The sequence below is a fragment of the Streptomyces sp. BRA346 genome (assembly GCF_052851135.1).
This window is the reverse complement of sequence record NZ_JAIWIH010000070.1, coordinates 1-19,955: the sequence shown is the minus strand read 5'-3', so window position 1 is coordinate 19,955 and position 19,955 is coordinate 1. Positions and strand designations below refer to the sequence as shown.

Genomic DNA, 19,955 nt, shown 5'->3' with positions numbered 1-19,955 from the left:
GTGGTCGAGGCGCACGGTACGGGGACGACGCTGGGCGACCCGATCGAGGCGCAGGCGCTGCTCGCCACGTACGGCCAGGACCGGCCCGAGGGGCAGCCGCTGCTGCTGGGCTCCATCAAGTCCAACATCGGCCACGCCCAGGCGGCGGCCGGTGTCGCGGGCGTGATGAAGACGGTGCTCGCCATGCGGCACGGCGTCGTGCCCGAGTCGCTGCACATCGCCGAACCGACCCCGCACGTGGACTGGTCGGCGGGCGACATCGAGCTGCTGACCGAGGCCCGGCCGTGGCCGGAGACCGGCCACCCGCGCCGCGCCGCCGTGTCGTCGTTCGGCTTCAGCGGCACCAACGCCCACGCCATCCTGGAACAGGCCCCCGCCGACGAGCGGGAGCCGCAGCCGGAGAACGGGCAGAACGGTGTCCTGCCGTGGGTGCTGTCCGGCAAGAGCGAGGCCGCGCTGCGCGCCCAGGCCGCCAAGCTGCTGGCCCACCTCGACGCCCACCTCGACGCCCACCTCGACGCCGCCCCCGCGCTGCGCCCGGCCGACGTCGGCCACTCGCTGGCCACCACCCGCGCCGCCTTCGACCGGCGCGCGGTGCTCGTGGGCTCGGATCGGGATGACTTTGCTCGCGGTTTGGACGCCCTCGCTAGGGGGCAGGTCCTGCCCAACCTGGTGCAGGGGGCCTCAATCGGGGGCAAGGCCGCATTCGTGTTCCCCGGACAGGGGTCACAATGGGTAGGCATGGCTGTGGGGCTGTTGGATGCTTCACCGGTGTTCTCTGCCCGTATTGATGAGTGTGCCGCCGCGCTCGCTGAATTCACCGACTGGTCGTTGGTGGATGTGCTGCGAGGCGCGGAGGACGCGCCGTCACTGGAGCGGGTGGACGTCGTTCAGCCGGTGCTGTTCTCGGTGATGGTGTCCCTGGCGGAGCTGTGGCGTTCGCTGGGTGTGCGGCCGTCCGCTGTGGTGGGCCACTCGCAGGGCGAGATCGCGGCCGCGTGCGTGGCGGGGATTCTGACCTTGCAGGACGCGGCCCGTGTGGTGGCGTTGCGGAGTCAGGCGATCGGCCGGGTGCTGGCGGGCAAGGGCGGCATGGTGTCCGTGGCGCTGCCGGTGTCGGAGGTACGGGAGCGCATCGAGCCGTGGGGCGAGGAGCGGATCTCGGTGGCGGCCGTCAACGGCCCGTCGGCCGTGGTGGTCTCCGGTGAGCCGACCGCGCTGGACGAGCTGCTGGTGTCCTGCGAGGCGGACGAGGTCCGGGCGCGCCGCGTCCCGGTGGATTACGCCTCGCACTCCGCGCAGGTGGAGTTGCTGCGCGATGAGCTGCTGGAACTGCTCGCCCCCGTACAGCCGCGGACCACTCAGGTGCCGTTCCTCTCGACCGTGACGGGGGAGTGGGTCGACGGTTCCGAGCTGGACGCCGAGTACTGGTTCACCAACCTGCGCCGCACCGTCGAGCTGGAGAGCGCCATCCGCCGCCTGCTCGACGAGGGCATGAGCGTGTTCATCGAGTCCAGCGCCCACCCGGTGCTGGCGATGGGCGTGCAGGAGACGGCGGAGGACGCGGGCCGCGAGGCAGCGGCGATCGGTTCGCTGCGCCGCGACGAGGGCGGTCTGGACCGCTTCTGGGCGTCCCTCGGCGAGGCATGGACCCGCGGGGTCGACGTCGACTGGGACGCGGTGTTCGAGGGCACCGGCGCGAACCGCGTCGAGCTGCCCACGTACGCCTTCCAGCACCAGCACCTCTGGCCGCAGGCCGCCGAAGCCGCCGCCGACGCCCCGGCGTCGCAGTCCGACGCCGTCGACGCCCGCTTCTGGGAGGCCGTCGAGCGCGAGGACCTGGAGGCGCTGGCCGACACGCTCGCGTGTGACGACGACACCGAGCGGTCCTCGCTCGGCGCCGTCCTGCCCGCCCTCGCCTCGTGGCGCAAGCAGGCCCGCGAGCAGTCCACCGTGGACGGCTGGCGCTACCGCGTGACGTGGACCTCCCGGACCGAGGCACAAGCCCCGCGGCTGTCCGGGACCTGGCTGCTGGCCGTGCCCGAGTCCGCCGTCACCGACGACTGGACGCTCGGCGTGGTCCGTACGCTCGCCGAACGCGGCGCGGACGTACGGCAGATCACCCCGGCCGCCGTGGAGGCCGACCGCGCGTCGCTGACCCGCCTGGTGCGCGGGGAACTGGCGGACGCCGGACCCGTCTCCGGTGTGCTGTCGCTGCTCGCCTTCGACGAGCGCACCGCGCCCGGCACGGACGGCGTCGGCGCCGGGCTGACCGGCACCGTCGCGCTGATCCAGGCGCTGGGCGACGCCGGGGTGGAGGCGCCGCTGTGGTGCGCCACCCGCGGCGCGGTGTCCGTGAGCGCCACGGACCGGCCGGAATCGCCGGAGCAGGCGCTCGTGTGGGGCCTCGGCCGGACCGCCGCGCTGGAGTACCCGGAGCGCTGGGGCGGCCTGGTCGACCTGCCGGAAACGCCTGACGACCGGGCGCTGTCCCGGCTCGCCGGGGTGCTCGCCGGGGCCGACGGCGAAGACCAGCTCGCCGTGCGCGCGGCGGGCGTGTTCGCCCGCAGGCTCGCCCGCTCCCCGCTGGCCGGGGCGCCCGCCGTGCGGTCCTGGAGCCCGTCCGGTACGACGCTGGTCACCGGCGGTACGGGGGCGCTGGGCGCCCATGTGGCGCGCTGGCTGGCGCGTAACGGTGCCGAGCACCTGGTGCTCACCAGCCGCCGCGGCCTGGAGGCGCCCGGTGCGGCCGAGCTGCGCGACGAACTGACCGCGCTGGGCACTCAGGTCACCGTCGCCGCGTGCGACGTGGCCGACCGCAAGGCCGTCGAGGCGCTGCTCGCCGCGATCCCGGCCGACCAGCCGCTCACCGCCGTCCTGCACGCCGCGGGCGTGCTCGACGACGGGGTGCTCGACGCACTCACCCCGCAGCGGTTCGCGACCGTCCTCGGCCCGAAGGCCGACGCGGCGCGCCATCTGCACGAGCTGACCCGGGACCTGGAGCTGTCCGCGTTCGTCCTGTTCTCCGGCATCGCGGGCACCCTCGGCGACGCCGGACAGGGCAACTACGCGGCGGCCAACGCCTACCTCGACGCCCTCGCCGAGCAGCGCCGCGCCGACGGCCTGCCCGCCACCTCCGTGGCCTGGGGCCGCTGGGGCGAGACGGGTCTCGCCGCGGGCGGGGCCATCGGCGAGCGGCTGGACCGCGGCGGTGTCCCGGCCATGGACCCGCACGCGGCGATCATGGCGCTCCAGCAGGCGCTGGACCACGCCGACACGGTGCTGGCCGTCGCCGACATCCAGTGGGAACGCTTCGCCCAGGGCTACACCGCGGTCCGCCCCAGCCCGCTCATCGGCGATCTGCCGGAGGTGCGGCGGCTGCGGGAGACCGGCGTCCCGGGCGGCGACCCGTCCGCGGCCGCGGACGGGTCCCCGGCGGACGCGCTGCGGCAGCGGCTGGCCGGAATCTCCCGGGCCGAACAGTCCCTGGTGGTCCTGGAGGTCGTCCGCACCAACGCGGCCGCGGCGCTCGGCCACCCGACGACCGACGAGGTCGGCGCGGGGCGGGCGTTCAAGGAGCTGGGCTTCGACTCGCTGATCGCGCTGGAGCTGCGCAACCGGCTGGGCGTCGCCACCGGGCAGAAGCTGCCCGCCACGCTGGTGTTCGACTATCCGACCCCGTCGGCGCTGGCCGAGTTCCTGTGCGGCGAGCTCGTCGGCGACGGCGGCGCGGCGGCCGCGCCCGGACTCGCGGAGCTGGACGCACTGGAGTCCGCGCTGTCCGTCCTCGACCCGCAGAGCGAGGCGCGGGACGACATCGCGGCCCGGCTGCGGGACCTCGCGGCGAAGTGGGCGGAGCCCCGTACGGCCGGTACCGAGACGGCCGACGGCGGTGCCGACACCGTGACGGAGAAGCTGCAACAGGCGACGCAGGATGAGGTCTTCGACTTCATCGAGAAAGAACTCGGAATCTAAGGATCGATGGGTCCGCGGGCGCAAGGTTTGTGACGAGAAGCATGGGTGAGACTCCAATGGCGGATCAGGACAAGATCCTCGACTACCTCAAGCGGGTAACTGCCGATCTGCACCAGACGCGGCAGCGTCTTCGCGAGGTCGAGTCGCAGGAGCCTGAGCCGATCGCGATCGTCGGCATGAGCTGCCGCTTCCCCGGAGGCGTCACGTCTCCGGAGGAGCTGTGGCAGCTCGTGGCCGGTGGCGGCGACGCCATCACGGACTTCCCCACGGACCGCGGCTGGGACGTGTCGTCGCTCTTCGACGCCGACCCCGACCAGCAGGGCACCAGCTACACCGACAAGGGCGGATTCCTGGAGGGCGCCGGCGAGTTCGACGCCGGGTTCTTCGGGATCAGCCCGCGCGAAACCCTCGGCATGGACCCGCAGCAGCGGCTGCTGCTGGAAACCTCCTGGGAGGCGTTCGAGCGGGCCGGGATCGACCCGGGCACCCTGCGCGGCAGCAAGGCCGGTGTCTTCATCGGCACCAACGGCCAGGACTACCCGGAGCTGATGCACCGGCTGCCGCAGGGCGTCGAGCAGTATCTGCTGACCGGCAACGCGGCGAGCGTCATCTCCGGCCGCATCTCCTACACCTTCGGCCTGGAGGGCCCGGCGCTCACCGTCGACACCGCGTGCTCGGCGTCGCTGGTGGCGCTGCACCTGGCCGTGCAGGCGCTGCGCAACGGCGAATGCTCGCTGGCGCTGACCGGTGGCGTCACGGTCATGAACAGCCCGCGCGCGTTCATCAACTTCAGCCGTCAGCGCGGCCTCGCCCCCGACGGCCGCTGCAAGGCGTTCGCGGACGGCGCGGACGGCACCGGCTGGGGCGAGGGCGTGGGCATGCTGCTCGTCGAGCGGCTGTCGGACGCCCGGAAGAACGGCCACCAGGTGCTCGCCATCGTCCGCGGCTCCGCCATCAACCAGGACGGTGCGAGCAACGGTCTGACCGCGCCCAACGGCCCGTCCCAGCAGCGCGTCATCCGGCAGGCGCTCACCGACGGCCGCCTCACCCCGGCCCAGGTCGACGCCGTCGAGGCACACGGCACCGGTACGTCGCTGGGCGACCCCATCGAGGCGCAGGCGCTGCTCGCCACGTACGGGCAGCACCGGGCCGAGGACCGCCCGCTGTGGCTCGGCTCCGTCAAGTCCAACTTCGGGCACACCCAGGCCGCGGCCGGTGTCGCCGGAATCATCAAGATGGTCAAGGCCATCGAGCACGGGGTGCTGCCCAAGACGCTGCACGTCGACGCGCCCTCCGGCGACGTCGACTGGTCGGCGGGCGCGGTGTCCCTGCTCACCGAGAACACGCCGTGGCCGGAGACCGGACAGCCGCGCCGCGCGGGCATCTCCTCGTTCGGCGTCAGCGGTACGAACGCCCACACCGTCATCGAGCAGGCGCCCGCCGAGGACCGCCGGCCGGAGAAGACCACGGGGGAGTGGTCCGGGCTCGGCGGGCAGCTGCCGCTGCTGGTGTCCGGGCAGAGCGCGCAGGCGCTGCGCGCCCAGGCGGCGCGGCTCGCCGCCCATGTGCGGGACGACCCGGGCCTCGGCCTGGTCGACCTCGCCCACTCCCTGGCCACCACCCGCGCCGCGCTGGACCACCGGGCCGTGGTCATCGCAGGCGACGGCGGCCGGGACGATCTGCTGCGCGGGCTGGCCGCGCTCGCCGAGGACGGCCCCGCGGGCGGGGTCGTCCAGGGCGAGGTCGGCGAGGGCAAGGTCGCGTTCCTGTTCACCGGGCAGGGCAGCCAGCGCACCGGCATGGGCCGTGAGCTGTACGCGGCCGTCCCGGCCTTCGCGAAGGCGCTGGACGAGGTGTGCGCCGAACTCGACGGCCACCTCGAACGGCCGCTGCGCGATGTGATGTTCGGTGACGACGGTGACGTACTCAATCGCACCGGCTACACCCAGCCCGCCCTGTTCGCCCTCGAAGTGGCGCTGTTCCGGCTGCTGGAAACGTGGGGCGTGAAGCCCGACTTCCTCGTCGGCCACTCCATCGGCGAACTGGCCGCCGCCCATGTGGCGGGCGTGCTGTCGCTCGCCGACGCCTGCCGCCTGGTCGCCGCGCGCGGCCGACTGATGCAGGAACTCCCGGGCGGCGGAGCCATGATCGCCGTCCAGGCGTCCGAGGACGAGGTGGCGCCGCTGCTCACCGAGCGCGTGAGCATCGCTGCTCTCAACGGGCCCACCTCGGTCGTCATCGCCGGTGACGAGGACGCGGCTCAGCACATTGCCGATGTCTTCGTGGAGAAGGGCCGTAAGACCAAGCGGCTCACCGTCAGCCACGCCTTCCACTCGCCGCACATGGACGGGATGCTGGAGGCGTTCCGCGAGGTCGCGCAGGGCGTCACCTACGCGCCGCCGGTCATCCCCGTCATCTCCAACCTCACCGGCGCGTCCGTCTCCGCCGACGAGATCTGCTCGCCCGACTACTGGGTCCGCCACGTCCGCGAGGCCGTCCGCTTCACCGACGGCATCCGCGGGCTCGAGGAGTACGGCGTCGGCACGTTCGTGGAGCTGGGCCCCGACGGGGTGCTCACCGCCATGGCGCAGGACTGCGTCACCGCCGACGACGCCGCCTTCGTCCCCGTCCTGCGCGGCGACCGCCCCGAGGCCACCGCGCTGACCGACGCGCTCGCCCGCGCCCATGTGCACGGCGTGGCCGTCGACTGGGCCGCCGTGTTCGCGGGCTCCGGCGCCCGCCGTGTCGAGCTGCCCACGTACGCCTTCCAGCGCGAGCTGTACTGGCCCGAGCCCGCCGGTCCCTGGACCGGCGATGTCACCGCCGCCGGGCTCGGCTCCGCCGACCACCCGCTGCTCGGCGCCGCCGTCTCGCTCGCCGACGCCGCCGGATTCCTGTTCACCGGCAGGCTGTCCCTCCAGACCCACCCGTGGCTCGCCGACCACGCCGTCATGGACACCGTGCTGCTGCCCGGCACCGCCTTCGTGGAGCTGGCCATCCGCGCCGGTGACCACGTCGGCGCCGACGTGCTGGAGGAGCTGACCCTCGAAGCGCCCCTCGTGCTGCCCCCGCAGGGCGGGGTGCAGGTGCAGGTGTCCGTGGGCGCGCCGGACGACACCGGCCGCCGCTCGCTGACCCTGCACTCGCGGCTCGAAGAGGCCGCCGACGGCACCTGGGGCGAGGGCGAGTGGACCCGCCACGCCACCGGTGTGCTCGCCACCGGCGCCACCACCCCCGAGGACACCCTCACCACCTGGCCGCCGGCCGATGCCACCGAGGTGCCCGTCGACGGCCTGTACGAGTGGCTCACCGAGAGCGGCTTCGCGTACGGCCCGGTGTTCCAGGGCCTCAAGGCCGCCTGGCAGCACGGCGACCACGTGTACGCCGAGGTACGCCTGCCCGACAGCGCCCGCGCCGAGGCCGACCTGTTCGGGCTGCACCCGGCGCTGCTGGACGCCGCCCTGCACGCCGTCGGCATCGGCTCCCTGCTGGAGGACACCGAACACGGCCGCCTCCCGTTCTCCTGGAGCGGCGTCCGGCTGCACGCCGTCGGCGCCTCCGCGCTGCGCGTCCGGCTCTCGCCCGCGGGCCAGGACACCGTGGCCGTCCTGGTGACCGACGAGAGCGGCGCGCCCGTCGCCTCGGTCGACGCGCTGCTGCTGCGCCCGGTCTCGCCCGAGCAGGTGACTTCCGCGCGCGGCGCCTTCTACGACGCGCTGTTCCGCGTCGAGTGGACCCCCGCCCCGGTGCCCTCCGCCACCACCGTCGTGGCCGGGCAGTGGGCGCTGCTGGGCGACGACACCCCGGCCCTGGCCGCCGCGCTGCCCACCGCCGCCGGATACGCCGACCTGGCCGCGCTCGGCGAGGCCGTGACCGGCGGCGCCCCGGTGCCGCAGGCCGTCGTCGCGCCGTTCTTCCCGGCCGAGACGGACCTTCCTGTCCAGGACGGTGTGCGCGACGCCCTGCACCGCGCGCTGGACCTGGCCCAACGCTGGCTCGCCGACGACCGCTTCGAGGGCTGCCGGCTGGTCATCGCCACCCGCGGCGCCGTCGCCACCACCGCGGACGCCGACACCGAGGACCTGGCGCACGCCCCGCTGTGGGGCCTGCTGCGCTCCGCGCAGTCCGAGAACCCGGACCGTTTCACCCTCGTCGACATCGACGGCGACGACGCCTCGTACCGCGCCCTCGCCCCCGCCCTCGCCACCGGCGAAGCGCAGCTCGCGGTCCGCGCCGGGTCGGTCGTCGTACCGCGCCTCGCGAAGGTCGCCTCCGACGCCGCGCACACCGTGCCCGCCCTCGACCCCGAGGGCACCGCCCTGGTCACCGGCGCCACCGGCACCCTGGGCGGCCTGGTCGCCCGCCACCTGGTCACCGAGCACGGCGTACGCCACCTGCTGCTGCTCAGCAGGCGCGGCGCCGACGCGCACGGCGCCGCCGAGCTCGTCGCCGAACTCCGCGCGTCCGGCGCCGAGGTCACCCTCGCCGCCTGCGACGTGGCCGACCGCGCCGCGCTGGCCGAGGTGCTGGCCGCCGTCCCGGCCGCCCACCCGCTGACCGCCGTGGTGCACACGGCCGGTGTGCTGGACGACGGTGTCATCGGGTCGCTCACCGCCGAGCGCGTGGACCGCGTCCTGCCGCCCAAGGTGGACGCGGCGCTGAACCTGCACGAGCTGACCCGCGACCTGGACCTGTCCGCGTTCGTCCTGTTCTCCGCCGCCGCCGGAACGCTCGGCGGCCCCGGCCAGGCCAACTACGCGGCCGCCAACGCCTTCCTGGACGCCCTCGCCCAGCGCCGCCGCGCCCAGGGGCTCCCCGCGACCGCCCTCGCCTGGGGCCTGTGGGCCGAACGCAGCGGCATGACCGGCGACCTGGACGACACCGACATCCAGCGCATCACCCGCGCCGGAGTCGCCGCCCTCTCCTCCGACGAGGGCCTCGCCCTGCTGGACACCGCGCTCGCCGTCGGCGACCCCGCGTTCGTCCCCATGCACCTGGACCTGGCGCCGCTGCGCCACGCCGACGCACGCCTGGTCCCCGCGCTGCTGCGCGGCCTGGTGCGCGGCGGTACGGCCCGCCGCGCCGCCGAGTCGGGCGCCGCAGCGCCCGGCGGGCTCGCCGAACGGCTCCTCGGGCTGTCCGTCCCCGAACGCGACCGGCTGCTGCTGGAGGTCGTCTGCGGCCAGGTCGCCGCCGTCCTCGGCTACGCGGGCCCGGAGGCGGTCGGCTCGGGCCGCGCCTTCAAGGAGCTGGGCTTCGACTCGCTCACCGCCGTCGAGCTGCGCAACCGCATCGGCGCCGTCACGGGCGTACGGCTCCCCGCCACCCTCGTCTTCGACTACCCCACGCCCACCGCGCTCGCCGGGTTCCTGCGCACCGAAATCCTCGGCGACCAGGCCGACGAGGGCGCCGCGGCCCCGGTGGCGGCCACCGCCGTCGCCGACGACGAGCCGATCGCCATCGTCGGCATGAGCTGCCGCTACCCGGGCGGCGTCAGCAGCCCCGAGGAGCTGTGGCGGCTCGTCATGGGCGCCACCGACGCCATCTCCGGCTTCCCCACCGACCGCGGCTGGCAGCTGGACGGCATCCTGGGCGACGACCAGGGGCAGGCGGGCACCAGCGCCACCATCGAGGGCGGATTCCTCTACGACGCGGGCGATTTCGACCCGGACTTCTTCGGCATCAACCCGCGCGAAGCCCTCGCCATGGACCCGCACCAGCGGCTGCTGCTGGAGTCCTCCTGGGAGGCGTTCGAGCGCGCGGGCATCGACCCGGCGGCCGTGCGCGGCAGCAAGACCGGTGTCTTCACCGGCGTCATGTACCACGACTACCTCTCCCGGCTGACCGCGCTCCCCGAGGGCCTCGAGGGCTACCTCGGCACCGGTACGGCGGGCAGTGTCGCCTCGGGCCGCGTCGCGTACACCTTCGGTCTGGAGGGCCCGGCGGTCACCATCGACACCGCGTGCTCATCGTCGCTGGTGGCGCTGCACCTGGCCGCGCAGGCGCTGCGCAGCGGCGAGTGCACCATGGCGCTCGCGGGCGGTGTCACCGTCATGTCCACCCCGGACACCTTCATCGACTTCAGCCGCCAGGGCGGCCTGTCCGCCAGCGGCCGCTGCAAATCCTTCGCCTCCGGCGCGGACGGCACGGGCTGGGCCGAGGGCGTCGGCATGCTGCTGGTGGAGCGGCTGTCGGATGCCCGGAAGAACGGCCACCAGGTGCTGGCCGTGGTGCGCGGCACCGCGGTCAACCAGGACGGTGCGTCCAACGGCCTGACGGCGCCGAACGGCCCGTCGCAGCAGCGCGTCATCCGCGCGGCCCTGGCCGGTGCGGGCCTGTCCGCCGCCGAGGTGGACGCCGTGGAGGCACACGGTACGGGGACCACGCTGGGCGACCCGATCGAGGCGCAGGCGCTGCTGGCCACGTACGGCAAGGAGAAGACCGCCGACCAGCCGCTGTACCTCGGCTCCATCAAGTCGAACATCGGCCACACGCAGGCGGCCGCGGGTGTCGCGGGCATCATCAAGATGGTGCTGGCGATGCGGCACGGTGTGCTTCCGCGGTCGCTGCACATCGACGAGCCGTCGCCGCACGTGGACTGGGAGGCGGGCGCGGTGTCGCTGCTCGCCGAATCGCGGGAGTGGCCGGAGACGGACCGTCCGCGCCGCGCGGGCATCTCCTCCTTCGGCGTCAGCGGCACCAACGCCCACGCCATCATCGAGCAGGCCCCCGAGCCGGAGCCCCAGCCCGCGACGGATGCCGCGCCCCGCGCGGCCGGGGTGCTGCCCTGGGCGCTGTCCGGCAAGTCCGCCGACGCGCTGCGCGACCAGGCCGGGCGGCTGCTCGCCCACCTGGAGGAGCGGCCCGAGCTGCCGCTGACCGACCTCGGCTACTCGCTCGCCACGACGCGCGCCGCGCTGGACCACCGCGCGGTGGTGGTCGGCGAGGACCGCGCCGCGCTGGTCGCGGGCCTGGAGGCGCTGGTGCGCGGCGGTTCCGCCGCGGGCCTGGTCGAGGGCTCGGTGGCGGACGGCAAGGTGGCGTTCCTGTTCACGGGCCAGGGCAGCCAGCGGCTCGGGATGGGTCGTGAGCTGTACGAGGCGTACCCGGTGTTCGCGGAGGCGCTGGATGAGGTGTGCGACGCGCTGGACGCTCACCTCGAACAGCCACTGAAGACGGTCCTGTTCGGCGACGACGCCGCGGTGCTGGACCAGACCGGGTACACCCAGCCCGCGCTGTTCGCCGTCGAGGTGGCGCTGTTCCGGCTGGTCGAGGCCTGGGGTCTGCGTGCGGACTTCCTCTCCGGCCACTCCATCGGCGAACTGGCCGCCGCCCATGTGGCGGGTGTGCTCTCGCTCGCGGACGCCGCCAAGCTGGTCGCCGCGCGTGGCCGTCTCATGCAGGAACTGCCCGCCGGTGGCGCGATGATCGCCGTCCAGGCCTCCGAGGACGAGGTGGCGCCGCTGCTCACCGAGCGCGTCAGCATCGCCGCCCTCAACGGCCCGACGTCCGTGGTCATCGCGGGTGACGAGGACGCGGCGCTGGAGATCGCCGCGGCCTTCGAGGCGCAGGGTCGTAAGACCAAGCGGCTCACCGTGAGCCACGCGTTCCACTCGCCGCGCATGGACGGGATGCTGGAGGCGTTCCGCGAGGTCGCGCAGGGGCTGTCGTACGAGGCTCCGGGCATCCCGATCGTCTCCAACCTCACCGGTGAGCTGGTCTCCGCCGAGGAAATCACCACCGCCGACTTCTGGGTGCGCCACGTCCGCGAGGCCGTCCGCTTCCTCGACGGCGTCCGCACCCTGGAGGCCCAGGGCGTCACGACGTACCTCGAACTGGGCCCCGACGGTGTGCTGTCCGCCATGGGGCAGGACTGCCTGACCGACAGCGATGCCGCCTTCGCGCCCGTCCTCCGCAAGAACCGCTCCGAGGCCGACACCGCCACCGCCGCCCTCGCCCGGCTGCACGTCCGTGGCGTGGCGCCGGACTGGGCGGCGTACTTCGCGGGGACCGGTGCGTCCCGCGTCGACCTGCCCACGTACGCCTTCCAGCACCGCCGCTTCTGGCTGACGTCCCCGGCGGGCTTCGTGGGCGACGTGGAGTCGGCGGGTCTGGGCCGGGCGGACCATCCGCTGCTGGGTGCGGCGGTGCCGCTGGCCGACTCCGACGGCTTCCTGCTCACGGGCAGGCTCTCCCTCGAAAGCCACCCGTGGCTGGCCGACCACGCCGTGATGGGCACGGTCCTGCTGCCCGGCACCGCGTTCGTGGAGCTGGCGATCCGCGCCGGTGACCAGGTGGGCTGCGACCGGCTGGACGAGCTGACCATCGAGGCGCCGCTGGTCCTGCCCGAGCGCGGCGCGGTGCAGCTCCAGATCATGGTCGGCGCCCCGCAGGCCGCCGGGCACCGCACGCTGGAGCTGTACTCGCGGGCCCAGGGCGCGCCCGCCGAGGTGCCGTGGATCCGGCACGCCAGCGGTGTGCTGGTGGCGGGTGCCCCGCAGCCGTCGTTCGATCTGGCGGCGTGGCCGCCGCCGGGCGCCGAGCCCGCCGACGTCGACGGGCTCTACGGCCACTTGGCGCAGGGCGGGTTCGCGTACGGCCCGGTGTTCCAGGGCCTTGAGGCGGCCTGGCTGCGCGGCGACGAGGTGTTCGCCGAGGTCCGGCTGCCCGAGGGCGCCGAGGCCGACGCCAAGGCGTTCGGGCTGCACCCGGCGCTGCTGGACGCCGCGCTGCACAGCACGTTCGCCCGTCCCGACGGCGACGAGCAGGGCAGGCTGCCGTTCTCCTGGGGCGGGGTGTCGCTGCACGCGGTGGGCGCCGGTGCGCTCCGGGTGCGGCTGACCCCGGCCGGGGCGGACGCGGTGGCGCTGGAACTGGCCGACGGGACCGGTGCCCCGGTGGCCTCGGTGGAGCAGCTGGCGCTGCGCCCGGTCGCGGCCGGGCAGCTCGCGGGCGCCCGCCCCGCCGCGTACCACGAGTCGCTGTACCGGCTGGACTGGGCCACCGTGCCCGTGGCCTTGGAAGGGGCGGCCACCGCGCGGTGGGCGGTCCTCGGTGGCGGCGCGCCCGCCGCGCTGACGTCCGGTGCGGCGGTCCACGCCGATCTGGCCGCGCTGGGCGAGGCCGGGGAGGCGCCCGAGTACATTCTCGCGTACCTCGACCCGCGTGGCGCCGACGGCGACGTGACGGGCGCGGTGCGCACCGCCACCCAGGAGACGCTGGCCCTCGTACGGGAGTGGCTGGCCGACGAGCGGTTCGCGGCCTCGCAGCTGGTCCTGGTGACCCGCGGCGCGGTGGCCACCGCCGGTGACGCGGGCACCCACGACCTGGCGCACACCCCGGTGTGGGGCCTGGTGCGCTCCGCGCAGTCGGAGAACCCCGACCGGCTGGTGCTGGTGGACCTCGACGGCACCGACGCGTCGTACGAGGCGCTGGGCGCCGCGCTGGCCTCCGGCGAGCCGCAGTTCGTGCTGCGCCGCGGCGCCGTCCACGCGCCCCGGCTGGCGCGCATCGCCGCCGACGGGCCCATGGTGCCGCCCGCCGGTGAGCAGGCGTGGCGGCTGGACATCCAGGACAAGGGCACGCTGGAGAACCTGACGCTGCTGCCGACCCCGGAGGCCGCCGCGCCGCTGGAGGCCGGACAGGTGCGGGTCGCGGTCCGGGCCGCCGGTGTGAACTTCCGCGATGTGCTGAACGCGTTGGGCATGTACCCCGGCGACGCGGGCCTGATGGGCAGTGAGGGCGCCGGTGTCGTCCTCGAAACCGGCCCCGGTGTCACCGATCTGGTGCCCGGCGACCCGGTGATGGGCATGCTGCCCGGCGGGTTCGGGCCGCTGGTGGTCGTGGACCGCCGCATGGTCGTGCCGATGCCCCAGGGCTGGTCGTACGCGCAGGCCGCGTCCGTGCCGATCGTCTTCATGACGGCGTACTACGCGCTGCGCGACCTGGCGGACCTGCGCGGCGGGGAAGCGCTGCTCGTCCACGCCGCCGCCGGTGGTGTCGGCATGGCGGCCGTGCAACTGGCCCGCCACTGGGGCGTGGACGTCTACGCCACCGCCAGCCCGGGCAAGTGGGACACGCTGCGCGGCCTCGGGCTCGCCGACGACCACATCGCCTCATCCCGCGACCTGGCCTTCGAGGACACGTTCCGCGAGGTCACCGGCGGACGCGGCGTGGATGTCGTCCTGGACTCGCTGGCCCGGGAGTTCGTGGACGCGTCGCTGCGGCTGCTGCCGCGCGGCGGCCGGTTCGTCGAGATGGGCAAGACGGATGTCCGGCGCCCCGAGGAGGTCGCGGACGCCTACCCGGGCGTCTCCTACCAGGCGTTCGACCTGACCGAGGCGGGTCTCGACCGCATCCAGGCGATGCTGGGCGAACTGCTGGAGCTGTTCGAGCAGGGCGCGCTGCATGCGCTGCCGATCACCGCATGGGATCTGCGGCAGGCCCCGGACGCGTTCCGCTACCTCAGCCAGGCCCGCCACATCGGCAAGGTCGTCCTCACCGTGCCCGCCGCGTGGAACCCGGACGGCACGGTGCTGATCACCGGCGGCACCGGCACCCTGGGCGGCCTGGTCGCCCGGCACGCGGTGACCGAGCGCGGCGCCCGGCACCTGCTGCTGACCAGCCGGCGCGGGGAGCAGGCCGCAGGCGCGGCCGAACTCGCCGCCGAGCTACGTGCGTTGGGCGCCGAGGTCACCATCGCCGCCTGCGACGCGGCCGACCGGGACCAGCTCGCCGCCGTCCTGGCCGCCATCCCCGCCGCCCACCCGCTGACCGCCGTGGTGCACACGGCCGGTGTGCTGAACGACGGCGTGATCGGCTCGCTGACTCCCGAGCGGCTGGATAAGGTGCTGCGCCCCAAGGTGGACGCGGCGGTGAACCTGCACGAGCTGACCCGGGACCTGGACCTGTCCGCGTTCGTGCTGTTCTCCTCGGCGGCCGGTACGTTCGGCGGCCCCGGCCAGGCCAACTACGCGGCGGCGAACTCCTTCCTGGACGCCCTCGCCCGCCACCGCCAGGCCCGGGGCCTGCCCGCCACCTCGCTCGCGTGGGGCCTGTGGGCCGAGGCCAGCGGCATGACCGGCGAGCTGGAGGCCACCGACAAGTCCCGCATGAGCCGCTCGGGCGTGCTGGGCCTGTCCTCGGACGAGGGCCTGGCGCTGTTCGACGCGGCCCAGGAGGTCGGCGACGCGTTCCTGGTGCCCATGCAGCTCGACCTGGCGCCGCTCACGGGCGCGCCCGTCTCGATGGTGCCGCCACTGCTGCGCGGCCTGGTGCGCGGCGGTACGACCCGCCGCACCGCCGAGTCGGGCGCCGCGGGCGACGGCTCGTCGCTGGTGGAACGGCTGGTCCGGCTGGACGCGGCCGAGCGCGATCAGCTGCTGCTCGACCTGGTGCGCGGCCAGGTGGCCGTGGTGCTCGGCCATGACTCGCCGGACGCGGTCGAGGCGTCCCGGGCCTTCCGGGACCTCGGCTTCGACTCGCTGACCGGGGTCGAGTTCCGCAACCGCCTCGGCGCCGCCGCCGGGCTGCGGCTGCCCGCCACGCTCGTCTTCGACTACCCGACGCCGACCGCGCTCGCCGCGTACCTGCGCGACGAACTCCTCGGCTCCGAGGCGGCAGCGGCCGTCCCGGCGCGGGCGCGGGCCTCGGCAATGGACGCCGACGAGGACGACCCCATCGCCATCGTCGCCATGAGCTGCCGCTTCCCCGGCGACGTCCGCACCCCCGAGGACCTGTGGGAGCTGCTGGCCGAGGGCCGCGACGGCATCTCCCGGCTGCCGGACGACCGGGGCTGGGACATCGAGGCGTTCTACGACCCGGACCCGGACCGGCCCGGCACCTCGTACGCCCGCGAGGGCGGGTTCACGTACGACGCCGCCGACTTCGACCCGGAGTTCTTCGGCATCAACCCGCGCGAGGCCATGGCGATGGACCCGCAGCAGCGGCTGCTGCTGGAGACGTCGTGGGAGTCGTTCGAGCGGGCGGGCATTGATCCGCAGACGCTGCGCGGCAAGGAGGTCGGCGTCTTCGTCGGCCAGATGCACAACGACTACGTGTCGCGGCTGAGCACCGTCCCCGAGGGCGTCGAGGGCTACCTCGGCACCGGCGGCTCCAGCAGCATCGCCTCCGGCCGGGTGTCGTACACCTTCGGCTTCGAGGGCCCGGCTGTCACGGTCGACACGGCGTGCTCGTCGTCGCTGGTGGCGCTGCACCTCGCGGCGCAGGCGCTGCGCAACGGCGAATGCACGCTGGCCCTGGCGGGCGGTGTCACCATCATCACCACGCCCGCGGTGTTCACCGAGTTCAGCCGTCAGCGCGGCCTGGCCACCGACGGCCGCTGCAAGCCGTTCGCGGCGGCGGCCGACGGCACGGCCTGGGGCGAGGGCGTCGGCATGGTGCTCGTGGAGCGGCTGTCGGACGCGCGTCGCAATGGCCACCAGGTGCTGGCCGTGGTGCGCGGCACCGCGGTCAACCAGGATGGTGCGTCCAACGGTCTGACGGCGCCGAACGGCCCGTCCCAGCAGCGCGTCATTCGCCAGGCCCTCGCCAACGCCGGTCTGTCCGCCGCCGAGGTGGACGCCGTGGAGGCGCACGGTACGGGGACCACCCTGGGCGACCCGATCGAGGCGCAGGCCCTGCTGGCCACCTACGGCCGTGAGCGGCCGGAGGGGCAGCCGCTGTGGCTGGGCTCCATCAAGTCCAACTTCGGCCACACGCAGGCGGCCGCGGGTGTCGCGGGCATCATCAAGATGGTGCTGGCGATGCGGCACGGTGTGCTTCCGCAGTCGCTGCACATCGACGAGCCGTCGCCGCACGTGGACTGGGAGGCGGGCGCGGTGTCGCTGCTCGCCGAATCGCGGGAGTGGCCGGAGACCGGTCGCCCGCGCCGCGCGGGCATCTCCTCCTTCGGCATGAGCGGCACCAACGCCCACGCCATCATCGAGCAGGCCCCGGAGCCGGACCCGCGTCCGTCGGGCGAGCCCCGGTTCGAGGACGGCACAACGGCGCTGCCGTGGGTGCTCTCCGCCAAGTCCCCGGAGGCGCTGCGCGCCCAGGGCGCCCGGCTCCGTAGCCATGTGGCGGACCACCCCGACCTCGCCCTCGCCGACCTCGGCTACTCCCTGGCCACCGGCCGCGCCACCTTCGACCACCGCGCGGCGCTCGTCGCCCGGGACCGGGACGCGCTCCTGGCCGGTCTGGACGCCCTCGCCGAGGGCGGCACCGCGCCCGGGCTGGTGACGGACGCGGTGGCCGACGGCGGCAAGGTGGCGTTCCTGTTCACGGGCCAGGGCAGCCAGCGGCTGGGCATGGGACGTGAGCTGTACGACGCGTACCCGGTGTTCGCGGAGGCGCTGGACGAGGTGTGCGATGCGCTCGACCCGCACCTCGAACAGCCGCTGAAGACGGTCCTGTTCGGCGATGACGCCGCGGTGCTGGACCAGACGGGCTACACCCAGCCCGCGCTGTTCGCGGTCGAGGTGGCGCTGTTCCGCCTGGTCGAGGCGTGGGGCGTGAAGCCCGACGTCCTCTCCGGCCACTCCATCGGCGAACTGGCCGCCGCGCACGTGGCCGGTGTGCTCTCCCTCGCGGACGCGAGCCGTTTGGTGGCCGCGCGCGGCACGCTGATGCAGCGACTGCCCGCCGGTGGCGCGATGATCGCCGTCCAGGCGTCCGAGGACGAGGTGACGCCGCACCTGAACAAGCGGGTGAGCCTCGCGGCCGTCAACGGCCCGACCGCGGTCGTGGTCGCCGGTGACGAGGACGCCGCCGTCGAGATCGCGGCGGGCTTCGAGGCGCAGGGCCGCAAGACCAAGCGGCTCACCGTGAGCCACGCGTTCCACTCGCCGCACATGGACGGGATGCTGGACGCGTTCCGCCAAGTCGCGGAGGAGCTGACGTACGAGGCCCCGCGCATCCCGATCGTCTCCAACCTGACGGGTGACGTCGTCTCCGCGGAGGACATCACCACTCCGGACTTCTGGGTACGCCACGTCCGCGAGGCGGTCCGCTTCCTCGACGGCGTACGCACCCTCGAATCGCAGGGCGTCACCACCTACGTGGAGCTGGGCCCGGAAGGGGTGCTCACCGCCATGGCGCAGGACTGCGTCACGGACGAGCGCCACGCCTTCGCCGCAGCTCTGCGCGGCGGCCGCCCGGAGCCCGAGACGCTGCTCACCGCGCTCGGCCGGGCCCATGTCCGGGGTGCCGCCGTGGACTTCGAGGCGCTGTACGCCCCGTACGGCGCGCACCGGGTGGAGCTGCCGACGTACGCTTTCCAGCGCCGCCGGTTCTGGCTGGACGCCGGGCCCTCCGGCGGCGACGCCACCGCGATCGGCCTGCACGCGGCGGGCCACCCGCTGCTCGGCGCCGCCGTGGAGCTGCCCGACGCGGACGGTTTCGTCTTCACCGGACGGCTGTCCCTCCAGGCCCAGCCGTGGCTGGCCGACCACGCCGTGATGGGCACGGTGCTGCTGCCCGGCACCGCCTTCGTGGAGCTGGCGCTGCGCGCCGGGGAACACGCGGGGTGCGACCGGCTGGACGAACTCACCCTGGAAGCACCGCTGATCGTGCCCGAGCGGGGCGCCGTCCAGCTCCGCTTGTCGCTCGCGGCCCCCGACGACACCGGCCGCCGCGCCCTGACGATGCACTCCCGCGCCGAGGACGCCCCGGCCGACGAGCCGTGGCTGCGCCACGCGACGGGCGCCCTGGCGGCCGACGCCGCGGAGGGTACGTTCGACCTCGCCGCATGGCCCCCCGCCGACGCCGAGCAGATCGCCGTCGACGGCCTGTACGAGGGCCTGGCCGATTCGGGCTTCGCGTACGGCCCGGTCTTCCAGGGCCTCGAGGCGGCCTGGCGGCGCGACGACGAGGTGTACGCCGAGATCCGGCTCCCCGAGGGCGCCGAGGCCGACGCCAAGACCTTCGGCCTGCACCCGGCGCTGCTGGACGCGGCGCTGCACGCCCTCGGTCTGGCCGCCGCCGAAGAGGGCGGCGGCGAGGGCCGCCTGCCGTTCGCATGGACCGGCGTCTCCCTGCACGCCGTAGGCGCCTCCGCCCTGCGGGTGCGCCTGGCAGGCACGACAACGGGCACGGTGTCGCTCCAGCTCGCGGACGTAACAGGCGCCCCGGTGGCCTCCGTCGAGGGCCTGGCCCTGCGCACGGTGTCCCCGGACCAACTGAACGCCGCCCGCCCGAGCACCACGTCCGACGCCCTGTTCAGCCTGACCTGGACCCCGCTCCCGGCCCCGTCCCCGGCCCCCACCGACCGCTGGGCGGCCCTGGGCACGAACACACTGGGCCTGACCACGTACCCGGACCTGGCGGCGCTGAGCGAGGCCGTCACCTCCGGAACGCCACTGCCGGAACATGTCGTGGTTTCCCTGACATCGGACAACGCGGCCCCCGAAGGCCCGGGTGCGGCAAATCAAGCCCGCCCGGCGCTTGAGGACACGCCCGAAGGGCGTACGGAGCTGCACTCGGACGGCGCGGCACTCGAAGGCCCGGGTGCGGCATCAACAGCCCGCCCGGCGCTTGAGGACCGGGGTCCAGGGGCGGAGCCCATGGTTTCGGGAAGGGGCGGGCTAGGGGAAAACCTCCCGCAAGCCGCACACGATGCCACCACCCAAGCCCTCGGACTGCTCCAGTCCTGGCTGGCCGACGACCGCTTCGCGGACTCCCGCCTGGTCGTCCTCACCTCCGCCGCCGACCTGGCGCACGCCGCCGTCCGCGGCCTGGTCCGCTCCGCCCAGTCGGAGAACCCGGACCGCCTGGTCCTGGTCGACACCGACGCCGAGGACACCTCGCTGAAGACGCTGGCGACGGCCGTCGCAACCGGCGAACCCCAGGTGGCCGTACGCAACGGCGAGATCCTGGCCCCCCGCCTGGCCCGCACCGCAACAACGGCGGAAGCCAACGCGTGGGACCCGGAGGGCACGGTCCTGCTGACCGGCGCGTCCGGCACCCTGGGCGCCCTGTTC

General features: G+C 74.5%; 2 protein-coding genes. Both read left to right on the top strand.

Going from position 1 to position 19,955, the window contains the following annotated elements:
• Positions 1 to 3,975: SDR family NAD(P)-dependent oxidoreductase (locus LCH29_RS42145; protein ID WP_446466969.1), on the top strand; the 3,975-nt coding region annotated here is incomplete at its 5' end.
• 56 nt (positions 3,976 to 4,031) lie between these two features.
• Positions 4,032 to 19,955: SDR family NAD(P)-dependent oxidoreductase (locus tag LCH29_RS42140; RefSeq protein ID WP_446466970.1), on the top strand; the 15,924-nt coding region annotated here is incomplete at its 3' end.